The organism is Leptospira paudalimensis (assembly GCF_026151345.1).
Lineage (GTDB): Bacteria > Spirochaetota > Leptospiria > Leptospirales > Leptospiraceae > Leptospira_A > Leptospira_A paudalimensis.
The window spans coordinates 2,428,676-2,453,488 of record NZ_JAMQPR010000001.1 but is presented as its reverse complement, the minus strand read 5'-3'; the positions used below and the strand labels follow the sequence as shown (position 1 = coordinate 2,453,488).

The 24,813-nt window shown below is 38.7% G+C and carries 22 protein-coding genes (1 of these 22 running past the window's edge); 9 read left to right on the top strand and 13 right to left on the bottom strand.

Going from position 1 to position 24,813, the window contains the following annotated elements; translation table 11 throughout:
* From ND855_RS11390 to odhB, 7 genes are all read right to left on the bottom strand, one after another.
* Positions 1-369, bottom strand: a complete 369-nt coding sequence (locus ND855_RS11390; RefSeq protein WP_265358444.1) for a TRL-like family protein — start codon at positions 367-369, stop codon at positions 1-3.
* Positions 344-673: a TRL-like family protein gene (locus tag ND855_RS11385; protein ID WP_135651756.1), complete on the bottom strand. Its 330-nt coding sequence runs from the start codon at positions 671-673 to the stop codon at positions 344-346. The genes ND855_RS11390 and ND855_RS11385 overlap by 26 nt, the downstream gene beginning before the upstream one ends.
* Positions 670-987 (bottom strand): TRL-like family protein, encoded by a 318-nt coding sequence (locus tag ND855_RS11380; protein WP_265358443.1) that lies wholly within the window; start codon positions 985-987, stop codon positions 670-672. The genes ND855_RS11385 and ND855_RS11380 overlap by 4 nt, the downstream gene beginning before the upstream one ends.
* Positions 984-1,823, bottom strand: a complete 840-nt coding sequence (locus ND855_RS11375; protein WP_265358442.1) for a hypothetical protein — start codon at positions 1,821-1,823, stop codon at positions 984-986. Before ND855_RS11375 ends, ND855_RS11380 begins: the two co-directional genes overlap by 4 nt.
* A 197-nt stretch (positions 1,824-2,020) precedes the next feature.
* On the bottom strand, positions 2,021-4,789 hold the full coding sequence (locus tag ND855_RS11370) for a 2-oxoglutarate dehydrogenase E1 component (protein ID WP_265358441.1): 2,769 nt from the start codon (positions 4,787-4,789) through the stop codon (positions 2,021-2,023).
* A gap of 34 nt (positions 4,790-4,823) precedes the next feature.
* Complete coding sequence (gene lpdA, locus ND855_RS11365; RefSeq protein WP_265358440.1) at positions 4,824-6,230, bottom strand: dihydrolipoyl dehydrogenase; 1,407 nt, start codon at positions 6,228-6,230, stop codon at positions 4,824-4,826.
* Between the two features lie 8 nt (positions 6,231-6,238).
* Positions 6,239-7,471: a 2-oxoglutarate dehydrogenase complex dihydrolipoyllysine-residue succinyltransferase gene (gene odhB, locus ND855_RS11360; RefSeq protein WP_265358439.1), complete on the bottom strand. Its 1,233-nt coding sequence runs from the start codon at positions 7,469-7,471 to the stop codon at positions 6,239-6,241.
* 158 nt (positions 7,472-7,629) lie between these two features.
* On the opposite strand from odhB, the gene ND855_RS11355 reads away from it, so the two are divergent.
* Both ND855_RS11355 and ND855_RS11350 read left to right on the top strand, forming a co-directional pair.
* Positions 7,630-8,163, top strand: coding sequence for a gamma carbonic anhydrase family protein (locus ND855_RS11355; RefSeq protein WP_265358438.1), 534 nt, complete (start codon positions 7,630-7,632; stop codon positions 8,161-8,163).
* Between the two features lie 120 nt (positions 8,164-8,283).
* Positions 8,284-8,925, top strand: coding sequence for a hypothetical protein (locus tag ND855_RS11350; protein WP_265358437.1), 642 nt, complete (start codon positions 8,284-8,286; stop codon positions 8,923-8,925).
* 94 nt (positions 8,926-9,019) lie between these two features.
* Here the strand turns inward: ND855_RS11350 and ND855_RS11345 are convergent, their stop codons facing one another.
* Positions 9,020-10,780 carry a GAF domain-containing SpoIIE family protein phosphatase gene (locus ND855_RS11345; RefSeq protein ID WP_265359390.1) on the bottom strand — a complete coding sequence of 587 codons (1,761 nt, stop codon included), beginning with the start codon at positions 10,778-10,780 and terminating at the stop codon, positions 9,020-9,022.
* A gap of 208 nt (positions 10,781-10,988) precedes the next feature.
* Here ND855_RS11345 and nirK point away from each other — a divergent pair, with 208 nt between their 5' ends.
* The 4 genes from nirK (at position 10,989) to ND855_RS11325 (ending at position 15,005) form a co-directional block, all read left to right on the top strand.
* Positions 10,989-12,383, top strand: a complete 1,395-nt coding sequence (nirK, locus tag ND855_RS11340) for a copper-containing nitrite reductase (RefSeq protein ID WP_265358436.1) — start codon at positions 10,989-10,991, stop codon at positions 12,381-12,383.
* Between the two features lie 123 nt (positions 12,384-12,506).
* Positions 12,507-13,217: a formylglycine-generating enzyme family protein gene (locus ND855_RS11335; protein WP_265358435.1), complete on the top strand. Its 711-nt coding sequence runs from the start codon at positions 12,507-12,509 to the stop codon at positions 13,215-13,217.
* A complete protein-coding gene (locus ND855_RS11330; RefSeq protein WP_265358434.1) occupies positions 13,214-13,831 on the top strand; it encodes an SCO family protein in 618 nt (205 codons plus the stop codon). Before ND855_RS11335 ends, ND855_RS11330 begins: the two co-directional genes overlap by 4 nt.
* A gap of 112 nt (positions 13,832-13,943) precedes the next feature.
* A complete protein-coding gene (locus ND855_RS11325; protein ID WP_265358433.1) occupies positions 13,944-15,005 on the top strand; it encodes a BPSS1187 family protein in 1,062 nt (353 codons plus the stop codon).
* A 28-nt stretch (positions 15,006-15,033) separates the two neighbouring features.
* Here ND855_RS11325 and ND855_RS11320 read toward each other — a convergent pair whose 3' ends face one another.
* Genes ND855_RS11320 through ND855_RS11305 form a run of 4 tightly spaced genes read right to left on the bottom strand, consistent with a single transcriptional unit; the run spans position 15,034 to position 20,349 of the window.
* Positions 15,034-15,774 (bottom strand): SDR family NAD(P)-dependent oxidoreductase, encoded by a 741-nt coding sequence (locus ND855_RS11320; RefSeq protein WP_265358432.1) that lies wholly within the window; start codon positions 15,772-15,774, stop codon positions 15,034-15,036.
* Positions 15,775-15,777: 3 nt separating this feature from the next.
* Positions 15,778-18,180, bottom strand: coding sequence for an ATP-binding protein (locus tag ND855_RS11315; RefSeq protein ID WP_265358431.1), 2,403 nt, complete (start codon positions 18,178-18,180; stop codon positions 15,778-15,780).
* Positions 18,181-18,221: 41 nt separating this feature from the next.
* On the bottom strand, positions 18,222-19,166 hold the full coding sequence (locus ND855_RS11310; protein WP_265358430.1) for a sigma-70 family RNA polymerase sigma factor: 945 nt from the start codon (positions 19,164-19,166) through the stop codon (positions 18,222-18,224).
* 1 nt (position 19,167) lies between these two features.
* Positions 19,168-20,349, bottom strand: a complete 1,182-nt coding sequence (locus ND855_RS11305) for an NAD(P)/FAD-dependent oxidoreductase (RefSeq protein ID WP_265358429.1) — start codon at positions 20,347-20,349, stop codon at positions 19,168-19,170.
* Positions 20,350-20,450: 101 nt separating this feature from the next.
* On the opposite strand from ND855_RS11305, the gene ND855_RS11300 reads away from it, so the two are divergent.
* Positions 20,451-21,701: an OmpA family protein gene (locus ND855_RS11300; protein WP_265358428.1), complete on the top strand. Its 1,251-nt coding sequence runs from the start codon at positions 20,451-20,453 to the stop codon at positions 21,699-21,701.
* Here ND855_RS11300 and ND855_RS11295 read toward each other — a convergent pair.
* Positions 21,694-23,202: a malate:quinone oxidoreductase gene (locus ND855_RS11295; RefSeq protein WP_265358427.1), complete on the bottom strand. Its 1,509-nt coding sequence runs from the start codon at positions 23,200-23,202 to the stop codon at positions 21,694-21,696. The two genes, ND855_RS11300 and ND855_RS11295, sit on opposite strands and share 8 nt — an antisense overlap.
* A 70-nt stretch (positions 23,203-23,272) precedes the next feature.
* On the opposite strand from ND855_RS11295, the gene ND855_RS11290 reads away from it, so the two are divergent.
* Positions 23,273-24,472 carry a metallophosphoesterase gene (locus ND855_RS11290; protein ID WP_265358426.1) on the top strand — a complete coding sequence of 400 codons (1,200 nt, stop codon included), beginning with the start codon at positions 23,273-23,275 and terminating at the stop codon, positions 24,470-24,472.
* Between the two features lie 138 nt (positions 24,473-24,610).
* On the top strand, positions 24,611-24,813 hold the 5' end (the start) of the coding sequence (locus ND855_RS11285) for a methyl-accepting chemotaxis protein (protein ID WP_265358425.1). It continues 1,579 nt past the right edge of the window; only the first 203 of its 1,782 coding nucleotides appear in the window; its start codon is at positions 24,611-24,613; its stop codon lies beyond the right edge, outside the window.

Here is a 24,813-nt window from a genome sequence, read left to right as displayed (position 1 = left end):
TCATTCCCCCCAAACTTGGACACAATCTTCATTAAAGATTCCCATGATGGTTTTGTTTGCAAATTCTACCGCTGAGATTTTTTTAATCCCTGCTTTTTCAGCGGCGTCCCGAATATTGCCACCACGTTTGAAATAATACATATTTACATATAAGTATGAGTTTGTACAAGAACGTCCTACCTTTAGTATTTTACCTTCAGCGAGACTTGCCGCAATACCTGGATTCCCGGTTTGCGAACCATCCCGAGAACTATGAGTTTCGTTGATCACAAGAGAAACAAAAGGCACTCGATACTCAGGGATACATTGGTATGTGAGGCAGAATAAACAAAAGATGCTGAACTTATAAATTTTTTTGGCCATGCACATAAGTACAATACTTCCCATAGATAAATAAAAATTCCACCAAGTGGTGATCGATATACGAAATTTTGATGATCCCATTCTCTTTTGCGATACTTCCTGCCCCAGCATTACCCCACGAATACAACCGAAGGAAATGTTGGACACAACCTGTTGCGATCGTATCTTCTTTTACATTATTTTCAGGATCAAAGTCTCCATCAAAATGGATGTTGGTGTAAAGTAGGCCAGGTAAAGGTTTGTACACTTCACCATAAAAACAAGAAACAGTAAAAAAAGTAAGCAGAAGTAAACCAAGATAAGGTTTCATCGTTCAATTTCTCCAGTCAAAATAAGACAATGCCTGACGATCACAAAGGTTAGGATGGAATGAACTTGGATATCAATAGATCGGATTCTTGTGATATTGGAAATTCGTTTGGCTTCTTCAATACTTGCATCTCCTGTAGAGATCAAATAAAGATACGAAAATGCACATGCTTTGCCTTCAACCGATCCTTCCGCTTTGCCTAATTTTCCTGGGTAATTGTCCTCTCTATATATAGAACCCAAGCGACAGTTTTGTGAGGTGATAATTAATAAAACTAGTAGGAGAATCCATTTTACAAATTTAGATCCATTCATCTTTGGTCTTTACTCACATTATCTAAGTTAAAGATAACACCAAATTGAAAACCCACTTGTTCAAATGATTCGCTGGAAAAAGAATTTGATTTTAACATTCGTTTCATGCCATGTAATTCAAAGGAAAATCCAAATTCGGGAGTAAGGTAATAATTGATCCCTAAAGCAGCTCTTCCGCTAACACCCATACCACTTGCCATTAAACTTTGTAGGTATAGGTTTGTGTAACCCATTGACCGATAAGAAGCATTGAAGTTAACAAGTCCTAATTCTAAACCAACATAAGGATCAAATTTATTTTTTGTTAAGAAATGATAATTGAGTCCAAGACCATACACTCGATCTTTATAGAGTGTATATTTGTTTTGAGAATATTCTAAAAAGGGAGAAAATCCTGTTGGGTTACTTCTATCGATAGAGATAAATTGATCAGATCTTTCTCCTTTTACGGAATTTGTGGCATAGGATAGAAAAATTCCCAGATGATCCGTGAGTCCATATTCGAAAAACACTCGCCCAGTTTTACCGGGCTCAACCTTCCCTTCAGGTAATGGGATGACAGATGGAACGGTTTGTGTAGCTAACAATCGTACGGGTAATAACCCATATTGGGTTTGAGTTTTCATTGCATTTTGTAAGGATGTTTCTCTTTTTTGAAGGCTACCTCCCGTATAAACAGTTTCTCCACCTTGTAAATTTAAGTAAAATCCACCTTGGTAAAAACCAATGGGATACTCTGCTCGTGGTGTAGGTGTTTGCGAGAAAATGGGTAAAAATCCATTCAAAATCACTAAAATAGATAAAAATAACCATTTAGAGAGAAAGTTTTGATTCATTCGCAAATTCTAACGGGTGCTTGTTGGTGTGTCAATGGAAAAGATGTAACATTTGGAAAAGAATTTCCTAAGGAAAGGAAATAAAAAACCCCAATTTGATTTGGGGCTTTTAGGTTTTCGTTTGGAATCAAATAAGAAGCAGTGGTCAATTCTTTACAGAATTATCATTCCTGCTCCCTAATCGATCGGTGTTTGTTTTAAGACAAAGCATCCTTTACTAAATCGTCTTGTTCCTTTAAGTGAGTGACTACGTGTCCACAAGCTGGGCTTGGGAATTCCGAACGACCTGCATAATGTAGACGTTTGTTTTCCGGCATCACTGCTTCGATACGATCTCTCACAAAGAACCAAGCACCTTGGTTTTTCGGTTCTTCCTGTACCCATACAAATTTTTTCAGTTTTCCGTAACTCGTGATCATTTGTTTGATATGGTTTTCAGGGAAAGGATAGAGTTGTTCGATACGAACGACTGCTACATTTTCTAATTTTTGAGCATCAATCGCCTTACGTAAGTCATAGTAAACTTTACCCGAACAGAAGAGAAGTTTTTCTACTTTTTCTGGTTTTGCCACTGGATCTGGAAGGATCTTTTTAAACGCACCCGTTGTGATGTCTTCCAAACTGGAAGCTGCATCTTTCAACCGAAGGAGTGACTTCGGTGTCATGATGATGAGTGGCTTTCTAAAACTTTGTAAGATTTGGCGGCGAAGGATATGGAAATACTGCGCTGGAGTGGTGAGGTTTGCCACTTGGATGTTGTCGAGTGCACAAAGTTGTAAGAACCTTTCAAGCCTTGCGGATGAGTGTTCTGGACCTTGGCCTTCGTAACCGTGTGGTAATAAACAAACAAGACCCGACATCCTTTGCCACTTGATTTCAGAACTAGAAATGAACTGGTCAAAGATGACCTGTGCATTGTTAGCAAAGTCACCAAACTGTGCTTCCCACATCACGAGGCTACTTGGATCCGCAAGGGAATAACCATATTCAAAACCAAGGCAGGAGTATTCCGAAAGAGATGAGTTTACAATTTCGATCTTTGCTTGTTTGTCGCTGATATGATTGAGAAGTGTGAGTTTTTTACCATTCATAATATCCGAGAGTGTTGCGTGCCTATGAGAGAATGTTCCCCTTTGCGCATCTTGTCCCCCAAGTCGGATTGGAAATCCATTTTCCAAAATCGAACCAAAGGAAAGTGATTCCGCAAATCCCCAATCAATCGGAAGTTCACCAGCCCCCATTTTTTTACGGTCTTCCAACACTTTGATGTGTTTTGGATTGGCTGTAAATCCTTCTGGAAGGGTCGTTACAGCTTTCACAATTCCACCTAATTGTTGTTGGAGGAGTTCCGTATGGACATCCGAATCTAAAGGTTCTTTGGTGTATCTTGACCAAACCCCGCCTAGTGTATCCACTGTAATGCGGGTGTCTTTTTCCTTTGCTTGTTGGAAGGAAGTTTCGAGTCCTTGTTGGATCCCGTCTTTGATGAATTGGATTTCTTCTTTTGTAATGTCCCCACGTTGTAATAATTTTTCTTCGTAAAGAGAAATTGTTTTTGGGTGTTTTTTGATGATGTCATACATCTGAGGTTGTGTGAAAGTTGGTTCGTCAGTCTCGTTATGACCAAGCCTTCTATAACAAATCAAATCGATGATCACATCTTTTTTGAACTTTTGACGGTATTCTAACGCAAGTTTTGTGACGCGGTATGCTGCTTCTGGGTCGTCTCCATTCACGTGGAAAATAGGAACTTGGAACCCTTTGGCAAGGTCTGTTGCATACAATGTAGATCGTGATTCACTTGGGAGAGTGGTAAATCCAATTTGGTTATTGATCACAATGTGGAACGTTCCACCCACAGTATACCCTTCTAGGTTCATCATGTTGAGTGTTTCTGCAACCACCCCTTGGCCGGCAAATGCAGCATCCCCATGGATGGCAACTGGCATAAATTTCGAACGGTCCATGTCCTTGGCCATTTCTTGTCTTGCTCGGACAGATCCAAAAATCACTGGGTCTACAGCCTCTAAATGAGATGGGTTGAAGGCAAGGGATAGTTTGACTTCTTTTCCATAATGGGTCATCACATGGTTGGAATAACCTAAGTGGTATTTTACATCTGCATAACCAAGTTGGCCTGGGTTTAGTTTTTCTTCAAACTCAGCAAAGATAAGGCCTGCAGGTTTACGGATGATGTTTACAAGAACATTGAGTCGTCCTCTATGGGCCATACCAATGACAAGGGCATCCATTTTATGACCACCCGCTTCTTCCACAAGGGTATCAAGCATCGGGATCATGGTTTCCCCACCTTCGAGAGAAAAACGTTTTTTCCCTACGAATTTTTTGGCGAGGAAGTTTTCAAAACTATCTGCTTGGTACAATTTTTCAAACAAACGTAAGGCGGTCTTTTTGCTGATTGGTTCGTTGTTGGCAAGTGGTTCCATTCGGTTTTGTAACCACTCACGTTCCTCATCATTGACAAGGTAGTAGTGTTCACAACCTATCGAACCACAGTAAGTTTTTTCAAACCAATCAATGACATTCTTCAGTTTTGTTTTTCCAAGATTGTTGATCCCTGAATCCACCTCTGTATCGAGATCGGATTGTTTGAGGGCTTTGATTTTGAGATCAATGAATTCGCGGTTAGGTTTGTTGATTCCGAGTGGATCTAGGTTTGCAGCTAAGTGACCTTGTCTCCTGTAAGCATTGAGAAGGTTGATGATACCAAAATCACTGAGGGATGAATCTTTACGGTGTTCGGTGGATGTGTAATTTACATATCCATTCCCATTGAACCCACCTCCATTCGAACCATTGTTCGAAACTGAGGATCTTTCTAATTCCCCAAAAAAATCGATCCAATCCTTAGATAAGGAAGACGGGTCTTCCTTAAATTGTTTGTAATACTCTTCCAATAATACAACGTTATCGCCGTATAAACTCATCATCTGATCGGTTGTCATATAATCTCCCTAAAACAACAAAACAACTGTTTCATTACGAATGGATGGACCATTTTGCGTCAGCATCCATCGCCGCTTCTCTGAGGACTTCGGAAAGAGTGGGGTGAGCATGTGTAGAACGAGCAATGTCTTCTGCACTCGCACCAAACTCAAACGCCACTGCAACCTCTGCAATCATGTCAGAAGCCCTTGGTCCTACGATGTAAACCCCAAGGAGTTTGTCCGTTTTTTTGTCAGCGAGGACTTTCACTTGTCCATCCGTTTCGTTCATGGCTTTGGCACGAGCATTGGGTTTGAACATGTACTTACCCACTTTGTATTCAATGCCTTTGGCTTTTAGTTCTTCTTCTCCAAGACCTACCCATGCCACTTCTGGCCAAGTGTAAACGATCCAAGGAATGGCTTTGTAATTCACATGACCATACTTTCCGCAAATGAGTTCGGCAACGGCAATGCCTTCGTCTTCTGCTTTGTGTGCAAGCATAGGTCCATCAATCACGTCACCAATTGCATAAATATTAGGAATGTTCGTTTGGAATTTGTTAGGTTCTACTTTGATGCGACCACGGTCTGTCATTTCGATTCCAATTTCTTTGGCACCAAGTCCATCTGTATTCGGACGACGGCCAATGGAAACAAGCACCTTGTCTCCTTCGAGGATGGTTTTTTTCCCATCTTTGCCTTCGATTTCCACTTCAACTTTTTTCCCTTTCACCTTAGCACCGTGCACTTTGGTTTCGAATAGAAAATTGATCCCTTGCCCAGTGAGAAGTCTTTCGGCAAGACTTGCCATCGCTTGGTCAGCAGTTCCAAAGAGGCGTGGCATGAGTTCCACCACAGTGACCTTCGCACCAAGTCGTAACCAAACAGAACCAAGTTCGAGTCCAATCACTCCTGCACCTACAATGATGAGGTGTTCTGGAACTGCATCGAGAGCAATCGCGTGATCCGAGGTAATAATGTTTTTTCCATCCACAGGGAGTGGTGGGATTTCAATTGGAGAGGAACCAGATGCGATGATGATGTTCGTTCCAGAGATAGATTCTTTTTTTCCATCTTCTGCAGTGATTGCAATTTCGTTTTTGGAAATGAAACTTGCATGACCCAAATAACGAGTGATCTTATTTTTTTTCATCAGGTAATCAACACCCGATGTCACTTCAGTTACCACTTTGTCTTTACGAGCCATCATCTTCGCGATGTCGATTTTGACATCTTTCACGGAGATCCCGTGGTCGCTTAGTTTATGTTTGGTTTTGTGATACTCTTCTGAAGAATCGAGAAGGGCTTTGGAAGGAATACAACCTACGTTGAGACAAGTCCCCCCGAGAGTTTTTCTTTTTTCGATAATGGCTACTTTTTTCCCGAGTTGGGCTGCGCGAACCGCAGCCACATACCCACCAGGACCTGCACCAATGACAACGATATCATATTGTTCCATATTGGTAACTATACCTCAAAGAGGAGTCTTGTTGGATCCTCTACCATTTCTTTGATCTTCACAAGGAACTGCACTGCTTCCTTACCATCCACAATTCTGTGGTCATAAGAAAGAGCCAGATACATCATCGGACGGATGACAATTTGGTCATTCACAACTACCGCACGTTTGACGATGTTATGCATTCCAAGAATTCCAGATTGTGGAGGGTTGAGGATTGGAGTCGACATCATGGATCCATACACACCACCATTGGAGATGGAGAAAGTTCCCCCTTCCATATCTTCGAGTGAAATTTTTCCGTCTTTGACTTTGCCCGCAAGCCTTGCGATCTCTTGTTCGATTTGTGCAAAACTGAGAAGGTCAGCGTTACGAACAATCGGAACCACAAGTCCTTTTGGTCCACCCACTGCGACTCCGATGTCATAGTAGTTTTTGTAAACAATGTCTGTTCCACGGATCTCTGCGTTGATCGCAGGGTAAGCTTTTAATGCTGCCACTGCTGCTTTGGTAAAAAGGGACATGAACCCAAGACCCACACCGTGAGTTTCTTTGAACTTGTCTTTGTATTTATTGCGAAGTTCCATAATCGGAGCCATATCCACTTCGTTAAACGTCGTGAGGATCGCTGCCGTGTGTTGTGCACTCACTAGGCGATTAGCAATCGTTTGGCGAAGTTTAGTCATTGGCACAACTGTTTCTCTAGGACCTGCGTTTGCCGATACCACAACTGCTTTGGGAATCTCTGGACTTGGTGCTGCGGCCTTAGAAGGACCAGCGGAATTTGCACCACCTTTTTCCATATAAAGGATCACATCTTCTTTTGTGATTTGTCCGTTGCGACCAGTGCCTGGGATTTTGGAGGCATCTAATTTATTTTCTTCAATGAGTTTACGCGCAGCAGGAGGGAGTTCCTCATTCACTTTGCCCGTGTTAGGTTGCGCACTTGGCGTTTCTGCTTTGGGAGCAGGGGCACTGGAACTAGCAGGAGTAGATGCTACGGCACCTTCTTCGATGGCACCGATGATGTCTCTCACATGTACCACATCCCCCACCTTTTTGGAGATGGATTTTAATACCCCTGAGGTAGGAGCAGGAATTTCTAATGAGACTTTGTCTGTTTCTAAAATTGCGAGCACTTCGTCTACTTTTACGGCATCGCCTTCTTTTTTGGTCCAAGCACTGATAGTCGCTTCGGTTACGGATTCCCCCATCTCGGGGACTTTGATGTCTATTGCCATGAAATATTCCTTAGCAGGTTTTTAGAGAAAAATAGCGTTGTTGAGGAGTGAGATCCCATTTGAATCTAAGACTACCGTAACTTACTTAAAGGTAAAAACGCAAGCGGAAAAAACGAAAAGACCTTGAGTTTCAGTTTGGACACCGATGTGTAGCAAGTATGATCCGTTCTTTCCAAGGCCATATACCTTCTATCCACCCCACTGCCTGGGTGGCACCTTCCGCTGATGTACTTGGGAAAGTCAGCATTGGGGAAGAGTCCTCGATTTGGTTCCAATGTGTGTTACGAGGTGACGTCAATACCATCACCATTGGCAAACATGTGAACATCCAAGACATGACACTCGTACATGTGGCAAGAGATTTGTATCCTGTCACGATTGGGGATTATGTATCCATCGGCCACCATGCGACCATTCACGGTTGTGTGCTGAAGGATCATAGTTTTGTGGGGATGGGAGCCATGCTTATGGATGATGTGGAGATCGGAGAGTGGTCCTTTGTGGGTGCCGGATCCCTTGTCCCACCTGGGAAAAAAATCCCACCAGGCGTTCTTGTGATGGGAAGTCCCGCCAAAATCATCCGAGACATCACAGACAAAGACCGCGAGATCATCACCCGCACGGCAAACAATTATACCAAGTACAAAGAAAATTATCGCAACGAAGGGATTGGGGGCACATCCCTTTCCTAACGGAAAGGGACCGGGTGATCCGCTGCAATCTTCCGCTTACGCGAAAGGATTTCCGCTACTCCCCCTTGCGCGGAAATCCGCTTGCAGTTGGGATGGTAATATGGCAGAATAACGGGACGTATGAAATTCCTGATTCGTTGTTTTTTCGCATTTGTTTTCCTTACTTTAATTTCTTGTAATTTTCATTATTTTGCATTGGCAAATGAATCGAATCAAACACCAGTTGATCCAGATAAAATCACTGGGGATAAAATCAGATTCCATCTCATTCGTGTGGAAGAATCTCCAAAAGCCAATTTATACAATTCGCCAGCTCTTGAATTCGAACTGGCAAAATCAAAACTTTTCAAACTCAGCCGGACTTCCAAATTAAACCTAACGTATACAACCAAAACGGGAACAGATTCGGCAGGTATTTCTGCGATTATGTTTTTACTCACACTTGGGATTTTTCCCTCGTTTGTCGAAACCCATTCCAATGTAACCTTCACACTGATGGACCGCGAAGACAAAAAAATCATTCGTGATTACACATACCCAATCCAAGGTCGTAGGATTATTTCTTGGTTGACCATTCCGTTTTATATTGTCCTTCCGATTTTCTCTGATTCGGTGGATGGGGGTTCAAATTTTGAAACTTCCAATGTATCCTTACGGATGTTAGTGGAGGCATTTGAATCTGATTTAGCGAAAGACTGTTTGGAAAATCCAGAGTTACTCGAAACCTTACGAAACAAAGGAAACGAATCCATCGATCTTTGAAATCCTTGGTTCTTTGGTCAGAATGTTCTAGTTTAACGGAATGTGTTTATAACCAATAAGACTAACATCAAAGTAGATTTTAATAGTTTAAGATTTACTTTCGATCGACAATGAGAATTGTCACATCATCTGCAAATTCAACCGAACCTACATAATCCTTTGCTTCTTGGATGAGTAGGTTTGCACATTCTTGTGCTACGTTTGATTTCCCTTTCGTGATAGCCATTTGGAATAATTCGTCATCATAACGTTTGTTATGGTCTTTTGACATATGTTCCGTAATTCCATCTGTATAAAGTACAAGCCTATCCCCTTTACCAAAAGAAAATGTTTTTTCTTCATAATAAAGATCTGGAATGAGCCCAAGGATTTTCCCTTTTACATCCAATGGTTTTGCTTTTGATTCTCCCGTTTTGAGAAGGAAAGGTGCATGATGGCCTGCATTGGCGCAGAGAATGGAATTTTCTTTGATGTTGATGATTCCATAAAATGCTGTGAGAAAATTTCCAGCCAATTTGCCAAACAACATATGGTTGAGTGTTGTTAAAAATATAGAGGGGCTTTGTTTGATTTCTGGTTCAAAGTTTTTTAAAACCATATGGGACATGGCCGCTAAAACTGCTGCGGAAAGTCCATGCCCTGAAATGTCCGCAATCAAAATGGAATAATGGTTCTCATCAATTTGTGTTACATCATAAAAATCACCACCAACTTGTTCGAGTGGGATGTGTGAAACTCCATAACTCAATTCTTTTGTCTCTGGTAAAACAGACGGCATGATTTTTTGCATGATGTTTTTCGCACGACTGAGTTCTTTTCCTGTGTCTACAATTTGGTGGAAGAGTTGCGCATTTTTAATCGTATTACTGAGTCTTGCCGCAATGTTTGTAAGTAGGTCTAAATCGGAATGTTGGAAAGCATAACCCGAAAGTTTGTTATTGATGCTAATCACACCCAATAGTTCGTTTTGGTAAATGAGTGGTGCCGATATCAAAGATTTGGATTCAAACTTATAAGGTGAAAGTTTATTATAACGAGGGTCCATATCTAAATTATGAATGAGTAGGCTTTCTTTTTTTTCTGCGACCCAACCTGAAACACCTTTCCCATATGGAACTTTGATTTGATCATAAGCATCTTCCGGAATTCCTTTGGCAGCAAGGATCCCTAATTCTTGTTTGGTGTTATTTGCTAAGTAAATAGTTCCAGAACTTGCACCTAAGTATTCTAATACTCGGTTTAACATCCATTTCCCAAGTTCGTTTAAGCTCTTTTCCGAAACTGAAAGTTTTTCAAATTCATACAAAAGAGAAAGTTCTAAGATCCGTTTGTCTAAACTATCTTTTACGTTGGCATTTTGTATGGCAGTAGCAGCAACCTCTGAGAGAGAAATCAAATATTCTAAATCAGAATCATTAAAAATACGATCATTTGTTTTATTGATCACTTCCAGAGTTCCAATCAACCTTTCTTCAACAAAGAGAGGGACACAAATAAGCGATTTTGTTTTGAATCCAGTACGTTTGTCCATACTAGGATTGAATCTTGGATCTTTGTAGGCATCTACTAACGCGATTGGTTTTTTTTCTTTTGCTACCATCCCCACGATGCCTTCTCCTAGTTCCAATCTAGCATATTCTTGGATGATCTCTCCTTTTTCACCCAGTGCAACCTCACAGTATAAAAATTCATCATTTTCCAAGAGGAAAAGGGAACTTGCTTCTGCTTCCAATAAATCCTTGGAGTATAACATGATGAGAGGAAGTAATTGGTGCAAATCCAGGTTTGCATTGAGAATGGAAGAAATATGAAGAAGACTTCTGAATTTGCTCAGGCTAGTTTGTGGGTCTGTCATAGAGGCAACATACCAATTTTTCCAATTGATTCCGATCCGTCGATTTAGAATTTTAAGTGTTTTCATTTTGGATGAGGGAAAAGGTAAACTTCCGAAAAATCACCTTCTTAGTGTTTTTTGATCTCAATGAATCAATCTTCTTGACTTACATCAATGTTAGAATACAAAAAACTGCTTACACTTCAAAACATAGGAAATCGTAAATCATATGAATTTCATAAAATCAAAACAAACCATCTTTTATCTGTTCCTTTTATTCCTATTTACCTTTCTTTTTCAATGTGGAAAAGAAACAATTGAGGAAGCAAAACTAACATATGCACCACAAGTGCCTCCCCACATTGATCGCACTTACGAAGCAAAAGTCATCGTCAATATAGAAACGATCGAGGTTGTAGGTCGACTCGCTGACGGAGTCGAATATACATTCTGGACTTTTGGTGGATCTGTGCCTGGGCCTATGATCCGTGTCAGGGAAGGGGACCAAGTGGAGTTCCATTTAAAAAACCATCCTTCTAGCAAAATGCCACATAACATCGATTTGCATGCTGTCACTGGGCAAGGTGGTGGTGCAGCGGCTTCTCTCACAATCCCAGGACATGCTTCTAAATTTTCGTTCAAAGCTCTCAATCCTGGACTTTATATTTACCACTGTGCTACCTCTCCTGTGGGAATGCACATTGCAAATGGAATGTATGGACTCATCTTTGTACAACCAAAGGATGATCTACCAAAAGTGGACAAGGAATACTATGTAGTCCAAAGTGAGTTTTATACAAAAGGGAAAAATGGAGAACCAGGTTTACAATCATTTAGCATGGAGAAGGCGATAACTGAAATTCCAGACTACGTAGTGTTTAATGGTTCTGTCGGTTCATTGGTGGAAGATAGGGCGATTACAGCAAAAGTAGGAGAAAAAGTTAGATTGTTTGTTGGGAATGGTGGTCCAAATTTAGTTTCTTCCTTCCATGTGATTGGAGAGATTTTTGATCATGTGTATACAGAAGGTGGAATATTGCCAAACCAAAAAAATGTACAAACCACTCTCATCCCTGCCGGGGGATCTGCTATTGTTGATTTTACGGTTGATGTGCCAGGGACTTTGATACTCGTAGACCATTCCATTTTTAGAACATTTAACAAAGGTTCACTTGGGATGCTGAAAGTAGAAGGTGAACCCAATCCAAATGTTTATTCTGGAAAACAAGAAGATACTGTTTATTTACCGGAAGGACCAGCCATCCAAAGGATGGTAACTGAGGTAAAACCAAAAGTTTCTGCCAAAACCAAAGAGGAAGTTTTGGCGAATGGAGAAAGAGTTTATAAGTCAGTTTGTTCCGCATGTCATATGAAAGAAGGCCAAGGTGTTGCGGGAGTTTTCCCACCACTAGCAAAATCAGATTTTTTAAACGCTGATAAACAAAGAGCCATCCAAGTGTTAAAAAAGGGTTTGAGTGGGCAAATCACAGTGAATGGTCAAAAATACAATAACGTAATGCCTCACCTAGAACTTTCCAATGAAGAAATTGCAAGTGTATTGAGTTATGTTTACAGCAAATGGGATAATAAAGGATATATGGTAACTGAACAAGAAGTGAGGTAACCATATTTGGAAAGGGAAAGAAATCAAATGGAAAAACGAAAGAATTGGACAAAATTGAAACATCAAACAATCCTTTTGCTGGTCCTAGTTTCGTTTGTTTCCTTTGGTTCCCTGCAATCGGAAATGATCAAGATCCCTTCGGGGAAATGGAAACCCTTTCTGAAAGACGGATCTTCTTTGCCGAATGCCCAAGTGAAAGTGAACAGTTTTGAGATGGACGAGTATCCTGTCACCAAGCAAGAGTTTTACGAATTTACTTTGTTGCATCCAGATTGGAAAAAAGGAAAACCATCTTCTTTATTTGTAGATGCTGGTTACCTGGCAGATTGGAAAAACGGGAAACCTAAGGAATCTGATATGTTGACACCTGTGACATATGTGTCTTGGTTTTCTGCAGAAGCTTTTTGTGAATCAAAAGGCAAACGATTACCCACTGAATCTGAATGGGAATATGTTGGAAGTATTCCTCCGCAAGGTAAAAACCAAAAAGCGATTGAAGCAGTGATACTCAAGTGGTATGGGGAACCTAGGCCAGAAGTTTTGCCTAAGGTTGGTTTGTACAAAAACAAACTCGGAGTATATGACCAACATGGAATGATTTGGGAATGGGTGTATGACTTTAATAATACTTCTGTAACGGGTGATTCCAGGCAAGATTCAGATATTGAAAGTAGTCTCTTCTGTGGTGGAGGTTCACTGAAAGCAAATGATTTTTCGAATTATGCATCCTATATGCGATTTGGGTACCGCGCTGGCTTAAAAGGTTGGTATACGGCCAAATATTTAGGATTTCGATGTGTGACAGACCAGAATAAAAAGGAAGGTTCAAAATGAATCAAACGATTTCAAAATATTTTTCTTATCTTATGTTATTATCAATAGGAATTTCATTTTCTCAGTGTGACGAACATAATGCAAATCATCACCATGAACATGAACCTCTGTTAGTTACAGGTGAACCTGCACAAGGGAGTTTATTGGAGCTAAAAAGCCAATGGCAAAATGAAGATAATAAATCGGTAAGTTTTGTTGATTGGAAAGGAAAACCGTTTCTCATCAGTATGTTTTATGCTTCTTGTATTTCCATTTGCCCACGGTTAGTTTCTGATTTGGAACAGGTGGCAAAAAAAATCGAATCAGAATCAGGCAAAGTACCAAATGTCATCCTTGTGAGTTTTGATTCTGAAAATGATAAACCCCAAGTGTTAAAAGATTATAAAAAGAAGATGGGCCTTGGTCAAAATTGGACACTTCTCACGGGAAAGGAAGAAGACGTTCGGATGTTGTCAGTGGTTCTTGGTATCAATTTTAAAAAAATGGCAAGAGGAGAATTCAATCATTCTGCAGTGATCAGTTTATTTGACCGGGAAGGTTTGAATGTAACAAGAATCGAAGGGATTGGATCCAATGTCGACACGATGATTCTTAAGTTTAAAGAACTGAAGTGAGTTATAATCGACACCAATCCTTGTTTTTGATTGGTGTTGTGTGTTTGAGAATTGAATTGCCAAACTAACAAAAGCTTTTAATTTGATCTGAATCGAGAGAAGAGTAACCAATTTGAAAATTCTATCCTTATCAAAAAACATAAATACTTTGTTTTTTTTCGTTGTTATATTCTCTCTTTCTCATTTGTTTCTCTTTTGTAAAAAAGAGTCTGAAACCAATGAAGATTTGCTGAAAATTATTTCCTTAAACTTGTATGCGCGTTCTTGTGCAGGCCAGAACGCATTTCCTTCCAATGGAGCTGTTGGTTCTCTTATTCGTTATCAAATTGCCCCATCCCTAACCAATTCTCAAATCACAACGTTTAACGCACCTCACCAAGTATTCCCACCACAAACAGGTACAACCCAAAAAAACAAATTATCTGTTTTTTACCCTGGTACTGATTCTACTCCTTGTGAAATCAATGCGATTTTACAACAAGGTGCTACAAGAGGATACCATGTCATTGGGCTTAGTTATCCAAATGGTGAAGCTGTGAATACGATTTGTAACCAAGGTACTGCAAGGAATGATGCCAGTTGTTTTGAAATGGTTAGGCGTGAAATCGTAACAGGTGAATCTGTCTCTCCTTATGTTGCAGTGGACTCTGGCAATGCAATCGAAGGTAGACTTTTATCTTTATTACTTTACTTAAAGCAAAATTATCCAGGGCAAGGTTGGGACCAATATGTATCAGGTGGTTCGATTCTCTGGTCGAGTGTTTATGTCGGTGGGCATTCCCAAGGCAGTGGACATGCTGCTTACCAAGGAAAAATTCGAACTGTTGGCAGAGTTTCCATCTACAGTGGAGTTTCAGATTATAGTTTGCAAACAGCTTCCACCCCTTCTTGGTTTGGGCTCTCACAACAAGCACCTGCAGGTTCTTATTATGGATTGATCCATGAAAACGATTCAATTGCTAACCTCAGTGGTAATATGAATCAGGTAACTGATGTTTGGTTGAGTCCACTAGGAATGGTTGGGGCTTTGACTAATGTGAATGTCGGGAGTCCATATGGAAATAGCAAACGTTTGGTGACTACTTCTTGTAATGGAATGGGAACACTTGCAATGCACTCATGCCCTATGTTCAATGGATTCCAAAATGTTTGGAATTATGTAAGTTACCCTTAATCTTTTAGAAAGTAGGGAATCTTATTTTCTAAAATGCTGGAAGACGTTTGAATATCCATTCAGGAATGACTTGGATGATGAACATAATGAAACGCCAAGGCCAACGAATATAAACTTCATTCTTTTTGTTCAATCCAGCAGTGACTATTTTTTCGCCGGCTTCTTCTGGTGTTAACGTTAACCAAGGAATTAAATTGTGTCCCATTGACATCTTCGTATAGACTGGTCCAAGTAATATGGTACCGATGTGCACACCATTTGGAAAAACAAGTGCACGTAAACCAGAAAGGTAAGTTGTTAAACCAGACTTTGCGCTGCCATAAATGTAGTTTAATTTTCTGCCTCTGATCCCTGCAACAGAGCTAACGACTGTAATGATTCCCGATTTTCTTTTTTCCATACTTATCGAAATGGCATTCACAAGTGCAACAACTCCAGTAAAATTGATTTGAATGGTTTTTTCTAATTCTCTCCAATTTTCTCTGGCAAATGTTTGGTCCTCATAATAACCAACGAGGATATAAACATGATTTGGTTCTACATTCAGTCCCGAATAGAAGGAATCAAAAGATTGCATATTTGCGATGTCTAATTCATGGGTTTGAATTAAAATATTATATTTGGAAAGTATTTTTGTTTTTAAATCAGATAACTTTTGTTTGTCTCTACCTGTAATTGAAATAGAATGGCCTCTTTTGGCTAAAGATTCAACTACCCAAACGCCAATATCAGAAGTGCCTCCAATCACTAAAGAATGTTCCTTACTCACTATTTATTCCTTTGACCATTTTTTGATCATATATACTAATTCTTGCATTAAAAGAGGTTTTGTCATAAAATCATTCATTCCAGCGGAAAGGCATTTTTCTTTTTCTACTTCCATAACATTCGCAGTGAGTGCAATGATGATAGGTTGTTTTGTTAAAATTTGATTTTGCCTAATTAGTTTGGTTACTTGGATTCCATCCAGATCTGGCATTTGAACATCTAAAAATATAAAATCTGGTTTTTCTCTTTCGACTAATGCAAGTGTATCATTGCCATTTTCTGCAATTAGGGCTGAATATCCAAGTTTTTTCAAAAACATTTTTGAAACTTTCAGATTGATTGAATCATCATCAGCGATTAAAATTTTTGCAGGGTATTGTTCTGCTAAATGTTTTTCCCACTCTACAACTTTTAGAATACTTTGGTTTGTTGTTTCCGTGTTTGTATTGATTGTGTCATAAGTGAGTTCGACTGGGATTTTAACTTGAAAGACAGATCCTTTGCCTAATTCAGATTGAACAGAGATTGTTCCTGATAATTCTTCTACAATTTTTTTTGTGATCGTAAGACCAAGTCCAGTTCCATTTGTTTTTCCAGACAAGTGAGAATGGATTTGCATAAATGGTTCGAAGAGTTCTCCAATTTTTTCATTTGGGATTCCGATTCCAGTATCCTTCACTTGCAAGACCAATAAACTTTTTTTATCATCGATTGTTTCGGATGATACAATGAGTGAGATCCATCCATTTTCGGTAAACTTGACTGCATTGCCCAAAAGATTAGAAAGGATTTGAGTGAAACGCCTCTGGTCTGTGATGATTGTATCAGGAATTTCACCGTCGATCACTAAGTTTATTTTCACAGATTCGGTGTTCAGTTTCGATTTGAATAATTGCACCATATCATTTAAAAGTTTTTTTAAAACAATTGGTTCTAATCTTAATTCTAACTTACCTGACTCCAATTTTGTTAAGTCTAGAATATCGTTGATTAATAATAAAAGATTTTCACCGCTAAATTGAATTAAACTTAGATATTCCTTTTGTTCATCAGTTAAGTTGGTTTGTCCAAACATTTGGGTCATCCCCAAAATTCCATTCATAGGTGTTCGGATTTCATGGCTCATGGTGGATAAAAAAGCAGATTTAAATTTTACTTCTGCAAGAGCTAACTCTTTCTCTTGTTTGAGTTTTTCTCGATTCTTAAAATTTTGGATCATACGATCTGCTATGAATATAGCTTGTGATAACCCAAATACTAAAAATCCATATTGTGCGAGGTAAGCAGTGCCTTTTTTTGCAAATTCGGTTAAGATATCTAATGAAAAAAGTAACATTGTTGAAACGAGGGAAAATAGAAAAAATTTTGCACCAGGTTTTTTGATCAAAACTCCGTGAACAATTGGATACATTAATGAGAATAATCCAAGTAACGCTAATATTAAATGAAAGGATTGAATTTGTGAATAAATGGGAATTGGAAAATGAATTCCAAACAACAAAAGTATTGCACAGAAATAATTCGACAAATAGATAAACGAGTATTTTTTATCAGGATAAACTTCTTTCACATATCTTACAAAGGAAAGGTATAATAAAGTAAATGAAAAGCCATTTAGTCTAACCATGATTTCATAAACACCCATGGGAAGATAATTGTAAATAAGCCGAGTTTCACCAATACTAAGTAACCTAACAGATGCAAGAAAACATACAAACGAAAAATAGAGATGAGTTTTTTCGTCTCTCCAAAATAGAAATAAAACAAAGTGAAAAAAGGCAAGTGTGCCAAGTGATGCCATAACTAAAATATCACGGCTAGTGGCTTCAAAAAATGATTTGGTGATTCCTTCGTGTGTTCCAATTAGATATGGTGTCGCAATTCCGCAAACGTGATAATGAAAACAAGAAACTTGGATGTTTAAGTTGATTTCACTATTAATTCGAGAAGGAAGCGCAATGGTTTGTATATTGATACTGGAAATCTCTGACTCGCTATCAATTCCTAACTTTCCAGATTCATAAATTTTTTCTTCACCTACGAGGATTTTAAATGCATTCCTTGTGACACCGTTTTGTAAGTAAAATGTTTTTGCATCTGGATTCACTAAGATTTTTAACTGTAGGGTGGCATACCCCTCTTTATAGGGAACACCCATTTGATTTGTCCAGTTGCCAGGAATTTTTGTAAAATTGGAATGATCATTTTGAGTGGTTAACAATTGTTTCCACTCAATCTTCCATTCTCCATTTAAGGGAACATTCCCATATAGATCAAAATTCCAATTTCTTAAATCTAAGACTCCAGCTTTAGCTGTAGGTGGATTCGGTTTGTCATAAGAGTAACATCCTGCTAAAGTAAAGATTAAAAACGAAATCGTGACTTTCAGAATGAATCGAAGGAACATCTTTACCAATATGACGATAGGATGTAAGGTGATCCTTCAATCTATTTTCCAAAATTCTGGATTTTATTTTTGATCCATAAGTAGACCAAATGGAAATAGTTAGGTTTTCGTATATATCCTAATTTTCTTAATTGGTCCATGTTTTGAAACCCTTTCAATTTGTCTGGATTGGCAATGGTTAAAATTTCACTGATTTGGTTTCCTTCAATCATAATGAATTGAACAAAATTGGGGAATCCATCCTTCCCATAACCGATGGTGACGGGACTCCCATTCGCATAACCAAAGTAAACCGTTGATGAATTAATTGCCTTTTTTGTAGTTTGTTTTAAGAATATTATCACACGAATGATTCCAGGAATCGGAATCCTTGCTGCATGTACTTTTCCACCACCATCAGAATAAGCAACGACGTCATCTTTTAATAATTGGGAAAGTGCTTTCGTATCCTGTTGGAAACATGCCAAACTAAATTCCATTAATAATTTCTCTTGGTGTTTGGGATCTGGATCAAATTTTTTTCTTCTTTCTTTTAATGCCTGCTTGGCTCTACTTAGAATTTTCCTCGTGTATCCTGGGGTTTTCCCAATAATTTTTGAGATTAATTCAAAATCAAAATCAAACGACTCACGCAATATAAAAACTGCGCGTTCAAATGGATTTAATGTTTCCAGTAGAACTAAAAATGCAAAATTAACTTTATCATCATCGATGCTGGAAGTATACTCGGGAATTGGTTCTGGCAAATAAGGACCAATATAGGTTTCTCTTTTCCTCGACGCTTTTTTCAATAAATCAAAAGCAAGTCTTGCCACGATACTTCCTAAGTAGGATTTAGGATTTTCTACCTTCGAATGATTTACAGTGAGCCACCTTAGGTAACTCTCTTGTAGAATGTCTTCTGAGTCTGCATAACTACCAGTGATTCGATAAGCAATGGAAAACAAATAAGGTTTCCATTCTAAAAAGGATTGTAAATTTTCCAATTTATGATTCTCCTCGTTGGATCATTGGTTTCTGAAACGCATTTGTATTGCTAAGTCCATTCCCTTTGGGCCAAAAATAAAATCGAAACGGTAGATGTTTTTCCATACGTAATGCAATCAGTGTAAATCGGTTTACACTTTCTTTGATCAATGCTCCTAACTTTCCTTTGATAATTTTTTCTTTTGGAGAATCATCAAAATTTGTCCATTGGATGAGGCCATCGTTTCTTCCCAGTGAGACACAACGTCCAAAAAATTGGAATTCAAATGGAGAAAGATTTCGGTTGTGTAGTACATCGGACATTGTATCGGCAACATAGGCTCCCATAGGTAAGGCTGTAACACAACCCATCCGCAAATGGGAAGGTTCCAACTTCGCCGCATCTCCAGCAACATATACATTTTGGTATTGTTTGGATCGTAAAAAAGGATCAACATAGATTTGGTTCGATTCATTTGTGATAAAACCGGATTTTTTAAGTATATCATTTACTTGAAAGCCTGTACAGTTCAAAAGAATGTCGTAATCTATCTCGGTTTTATCCTGGAAATGAATTTTGTTCTTCTCTATATTCTTGATTACCTTCGATTCGATCACTCTGATCCCTAGAGATTCAAACTTATTTTTGATATATTCCTTTCCAACATTGGAAAATGATTTCGCAAAATAATTTTGATCCACAATGGTGACATTTGTGTTTGGATATTTTTCTTTCCATTCCGAGGCAAATTCAATTCCTGTTAGCCCGCCACCTAATATACATAGATGATCGATATTTTCTGGAACTGTTGATTTTAAAAATGTTTCCAATGACGCTTTTGATTGGATTGAATTTTCATTATCGATTTTGGTTTTCGAATTTTGGCTTCCAAGGCAGATCACCAAATAATCGTAATGGTATACAATCGGGCCGATGTTTGATTGGACTTTCACTTCATTCGAATTGGGTGATATCTTCGTAACTTGGCCAATGGTAAACTGGATCTTTTTCCTGATGAGATCTTGTACCTTTATTTTTTTTTCCTTTCTCCGAGTCGCCAGTTCGTGGAATCTTATCCTTTCCTGGAAATACTCAGAATTGGAAATGAGTAATACTTCTAAATTCTTATTTTGTTTTTGCAAACGATTGGCACAGAGTATACCCGCATAACCTGCACCTAAAATCAAAACCTTTGTTTTCATAGGAAACCTCCCTAACAAGACGAAGGATGGAGGTGGATTTGTGACAATTTTAGATAAAAAATGAACTTGCATTAACAAACGATATTGGAACAAGATCACCCATGCAGAAATGGAAGCAAAACCTTGTTTTTTGGGCAATTTTGATTTTTCCCTTTTATCCAGGTTCTTTCGTTTGGGGACAAGGTTTTGATAAGGGAAATTTTATCCTTTATGGCATGGGGATGGGTGGTGTCGGAAATAATTCAGGCAGCATTCAAAAGGCAGTTTTTAATCGCAACTTTCCAAATTATTTGGTGATTAATTCACCTTTCACAGACACGACATCCCGGTATCTATTATATGAATTTTATTCGAATATCACCGAAGATCGGACAAGATTATCAAGTCGCGGTGGAGAAGTTGGATTTGAATACGGATTGTTCCGATATTTTGGTTTAGGCCTTTCGGTTTCGAACCAAGTCATTACATCTTCTTACTTTCAAACTGTTGATAACCGAGTTGTTTTATTGTATTCATTACTCGCTGATACTGCAGCCAATCAGTTGGCACGTTTAGTGTCAGGAGATTTATACAGTTATGGAGCGCAAAGGAAAAGAGATGTATTTAATGCTTTGTCTGCAGATCTAAACTTTTTCATTCACTTTATGCCTAACCAACAATTTGATCCTTATTTTAGATTTGGTGGTGGTACCGGCGCAGAACGGTTGTATGGTGGTAATACGAATCGAGTTTTTGGTTCATTGGGAATTCGTTATCATTTTAATCATCTTTTTTTCATTAGCTCGGAAGTGGAACACGCAAATGTTTATATGGTGAACTATGAAGCACCATCGGCTGGTTATAGAAATAAAGGCAACTATGAGGAAACGGCTATCAAGTTTGGACTTGGGTTTAGTTTTGGCTCAAATCCAGAACCAGTAATCAGAGAAGAAACTCCAAAACGAGTGATTGATTCCATCCCTAATGATGACCAATTGAAAACAGCAAGTATACCGAATGAATCGAAACTCGAACGTTTTGTGTTCTTTGCAAGTGAGATATTTGATTTACCATCCAGTCGCATCCATTTAGAAGGACGAGCAAGGTTAGATGCGATTGCGAGAAGTTTAGAAAATGAATTTAAAGAATATGATATTCTCATTATTACTTATACTTCTCCTTACAAGGAAGACTTACCGGGGAACTTCGAAAATTATGATTTGGGATTTGAAAGAGCCCAAGCTATTTCTCGTGTACTGAGAGAAAAAGGTGTGAGCCCTCGTAGGATCATCGACTCCACACAAGGATCAGCCTTATACACTGTGGAGTCGAAGGAAAAAGTTGTTATCGAACTTAGAAAAAAAGTTAAGTAACCAAGGTTTTTAATCCTAACAATTCCTCTGTTCTTTTTCGACTCAAAGAGCAGAGGTTTGGATGATCTTTCATTGATTCACCAAAACTTGGAATCATGGTTTTTAACTTATCTCTCCATTCTTTGGATTTCATTTCATTTGGGAAACAGTCTGATAGAACTTCCAACATAATGGAAACAGAAGTTGATGCGCCGGGGCTTGCACCGAGTAGGGCCGCAAGCGATCCGTCTTGTGCTGAAACAACTTCAGTTCCAAATTCTAAGACACCACCTTCGTCCTCATCTTTTTTGATGACCTGTACTCTTTGGCCAGCGACAACTAGTTCCCAGTCTTCAGAATTCACTTCAGGGAAATATTCTCTTAATGCTTCAATTCGATCTTCATGAGATTGTATGGCTTGGCTAATCAGATACTTTGTCAAAGGAAGGTTGTGCATACCTGCTGATAACATTGGAAAAATATTATCAAATTCCAAAGATTTTACTAAATCCAAATAAGAACCTTTTTTGAGAAATTTTGTCGTAAAACCAGCGTAAGGTCCAAATAATAATTCTTTTTTCCCTTCAATGATACGTGTATCTAAATGAGGAACAGACATAGGAGGAGAACCAACATTCGCCTTTCCATAAACCTTTGCAAAATGTTCTTTGATGATGTTTTTATTTTTACAACGTAACCATTGGCCGCTCACTGGAAATCCTCCAAATCCAGAAGCCTCTGGAATATCAGATTTTTCTAAAAGAGGTAAACTTCCTCCACCTGCACCAATAAATACAAATTTTGCTTCATGGTGTTCTTTTTCATGAGTTTGTAAATTATGAGAAGTTAGGTGCCAATTCCCATTTTCGCTTCTTTCTAAATCTTTGACATCTTCAAAATAATGGACATGAACATCGGAGAAAGTTTCTAAATATCGAAACATAGCGCGCGTTAAAGTCCCAAAATTGACATCAGTTCCTAAATCCATTCGAGTTGCCGCAACTTTTTCATTCTGATCACGACCCTTCATGACTAGGGGGAGCCACTCTGAAATTGTTTTTGTGTCTTCCGTGTAGATCAGTCCATTAAATAGTTCATATTGTTTTAAAGCGGCAAATCGTTTCTCTAAAAAACGAACGTTTTCATCTCCCCAAACAAAACTAAAATGAGGAACTGAATGGATAAAATCTTCGGGATCGATTATTTGTTTGATACCTGCAAGGTAGGCCCAAAATTCTTTCGATATTTCAAAGGACTCAGCGATTTGAAGGGCTTTTTTAGTCTGTATGGACCCATCTTCATTTTCAACGGTATAATTTAATTCACAAAAAGCAGAGTGTCCTGTGCCTGCATTGTTCCAAGCGTTGGAACTTTCTCTTGCGGCTGCATCGAGTCTCTCTAAAACTGTGATCGTTAGGTGGGGGTTCAATTCTTTTAATAGAACTCCCAATGTAGCACTCATGATTCCTGCACCGATTAGGATCACATCTGACTTGGTTCGAATTGTATCTTTTTCTTTCATCCTATCCTTCTTGTATGAATAAAGGTCACTTTCTCAAACAAAAAACTGTCCAATATGTAGGGTAATCTCATTGAAAGCGTTCTTTGTATTTTTGTCAGTATTAACATCCTTACTTGGATTTATCTATTATTATTCTACCTTTCGTTTAATCTCAGGACTTTCACTGAATGGTCCCATCGTCACCATGATCCTTGTCGGAATTGGAGCTTTGGTAATCCTTGTTCCCTTAACTTATGCCTTTAGCCGACTGTCGAAACGGGAAAAAACCCAGACATTTTTCGCCTATGTCACTTTCACCAATTTTGGATTTTTTTCGATCCTTTTCACTTTGGTTCTCCTCATGGACCTACTACGACTTTTTGATATTGGGTTTGTTTCTGATTATTCAAGGTTTTTGTTTTCGACCTTACTTCATTTTGGGTTTCCGATTGATGGAGTGACAGAGGTAAAAAACTTCAGTTTGGCATTTTCAACCATTGTTGTTGCCACAGCTCTGAGTTCTCTTGGGTTTTACAATGCACATGTTCGACTAACTACCAAACATGTCAAAATTCCAGTTAAGAATTTACATCCTGATCTCCATCAATTTAAAATCGTCCAAATTTCAGATGTTCATATAGGTCCCACAATCAAGGAGAAATTCCTACGAAGAGTGGTTGGGAAAATCAACGCTCAAACTCCGGATGTTGTCGTGATCACTGGAGATTTAGTAGATGGACCGGCGGTTACACTCAAACACCACTTAAAACCTTTAGCGGATATCCAATCTAAATTTGGAACCTACTATGTAACAGGAAATCATGAATATTATTCCGGAGTTTTATCCTGGTTACCTGAGATTGAAGCGTTAGGGATTCGAGTTTTACTCAATGAGAACCAAACAATCCAAGTAGGGAATGCTAAATTATTAATGGCAGGTGTTACCGATTTAACTGCGGGAGCTATGATTAAATCCCACCAAACAAATCCTAAACGAGCCATGGCTGGTGGGGAAAATTCTGACTATAAAATTCTTTTAGCTCACCAACCGAATAGTGTGTATGAAGCAAACAAAGTTGGCTTTCATCTACAAATTTCTGGCCATACTCATGGTGGACAATTTTTCCCTGGTAACATACTCATATACTTTGCACAAAAATTTGTGGCTGGACTACATCGTTACAAGGATACACAAATTTATGTCAGTCGAGGTACAGGGTATTGGGGGCCTCCATTTCGTTTGGGAGCTCCTTCTGAGATCTCTGTATTGGAATTAGAATCTAACCTTTGATTGGAACCATTTTCGAATTTTAAATGTGCCAGGGAACGGTCATCCTGTTCTGTTCACTGGTAAAAAAAATATGAAAATAGATGCTTTCACTTTGCTTTTCTGAAAACTTTGACAAATCGCAAGGTAGGTTAGTGGAGAATGACAGAGAACCGTTTGATTAGGAAATTATCTATTGCCATTGAAGCTCCTTTATACCTTTTAATCTTCCCATATTTTATCAATTTTTGTTTATTCGCCTCTGGTTTTGACACAAATACTCTCATCCAACTTGCCTTACTCGGTACATTATTATCTCTTATTCCATTAGTTGTGGGAATCACATTACGCACTCGTCGTTTAAA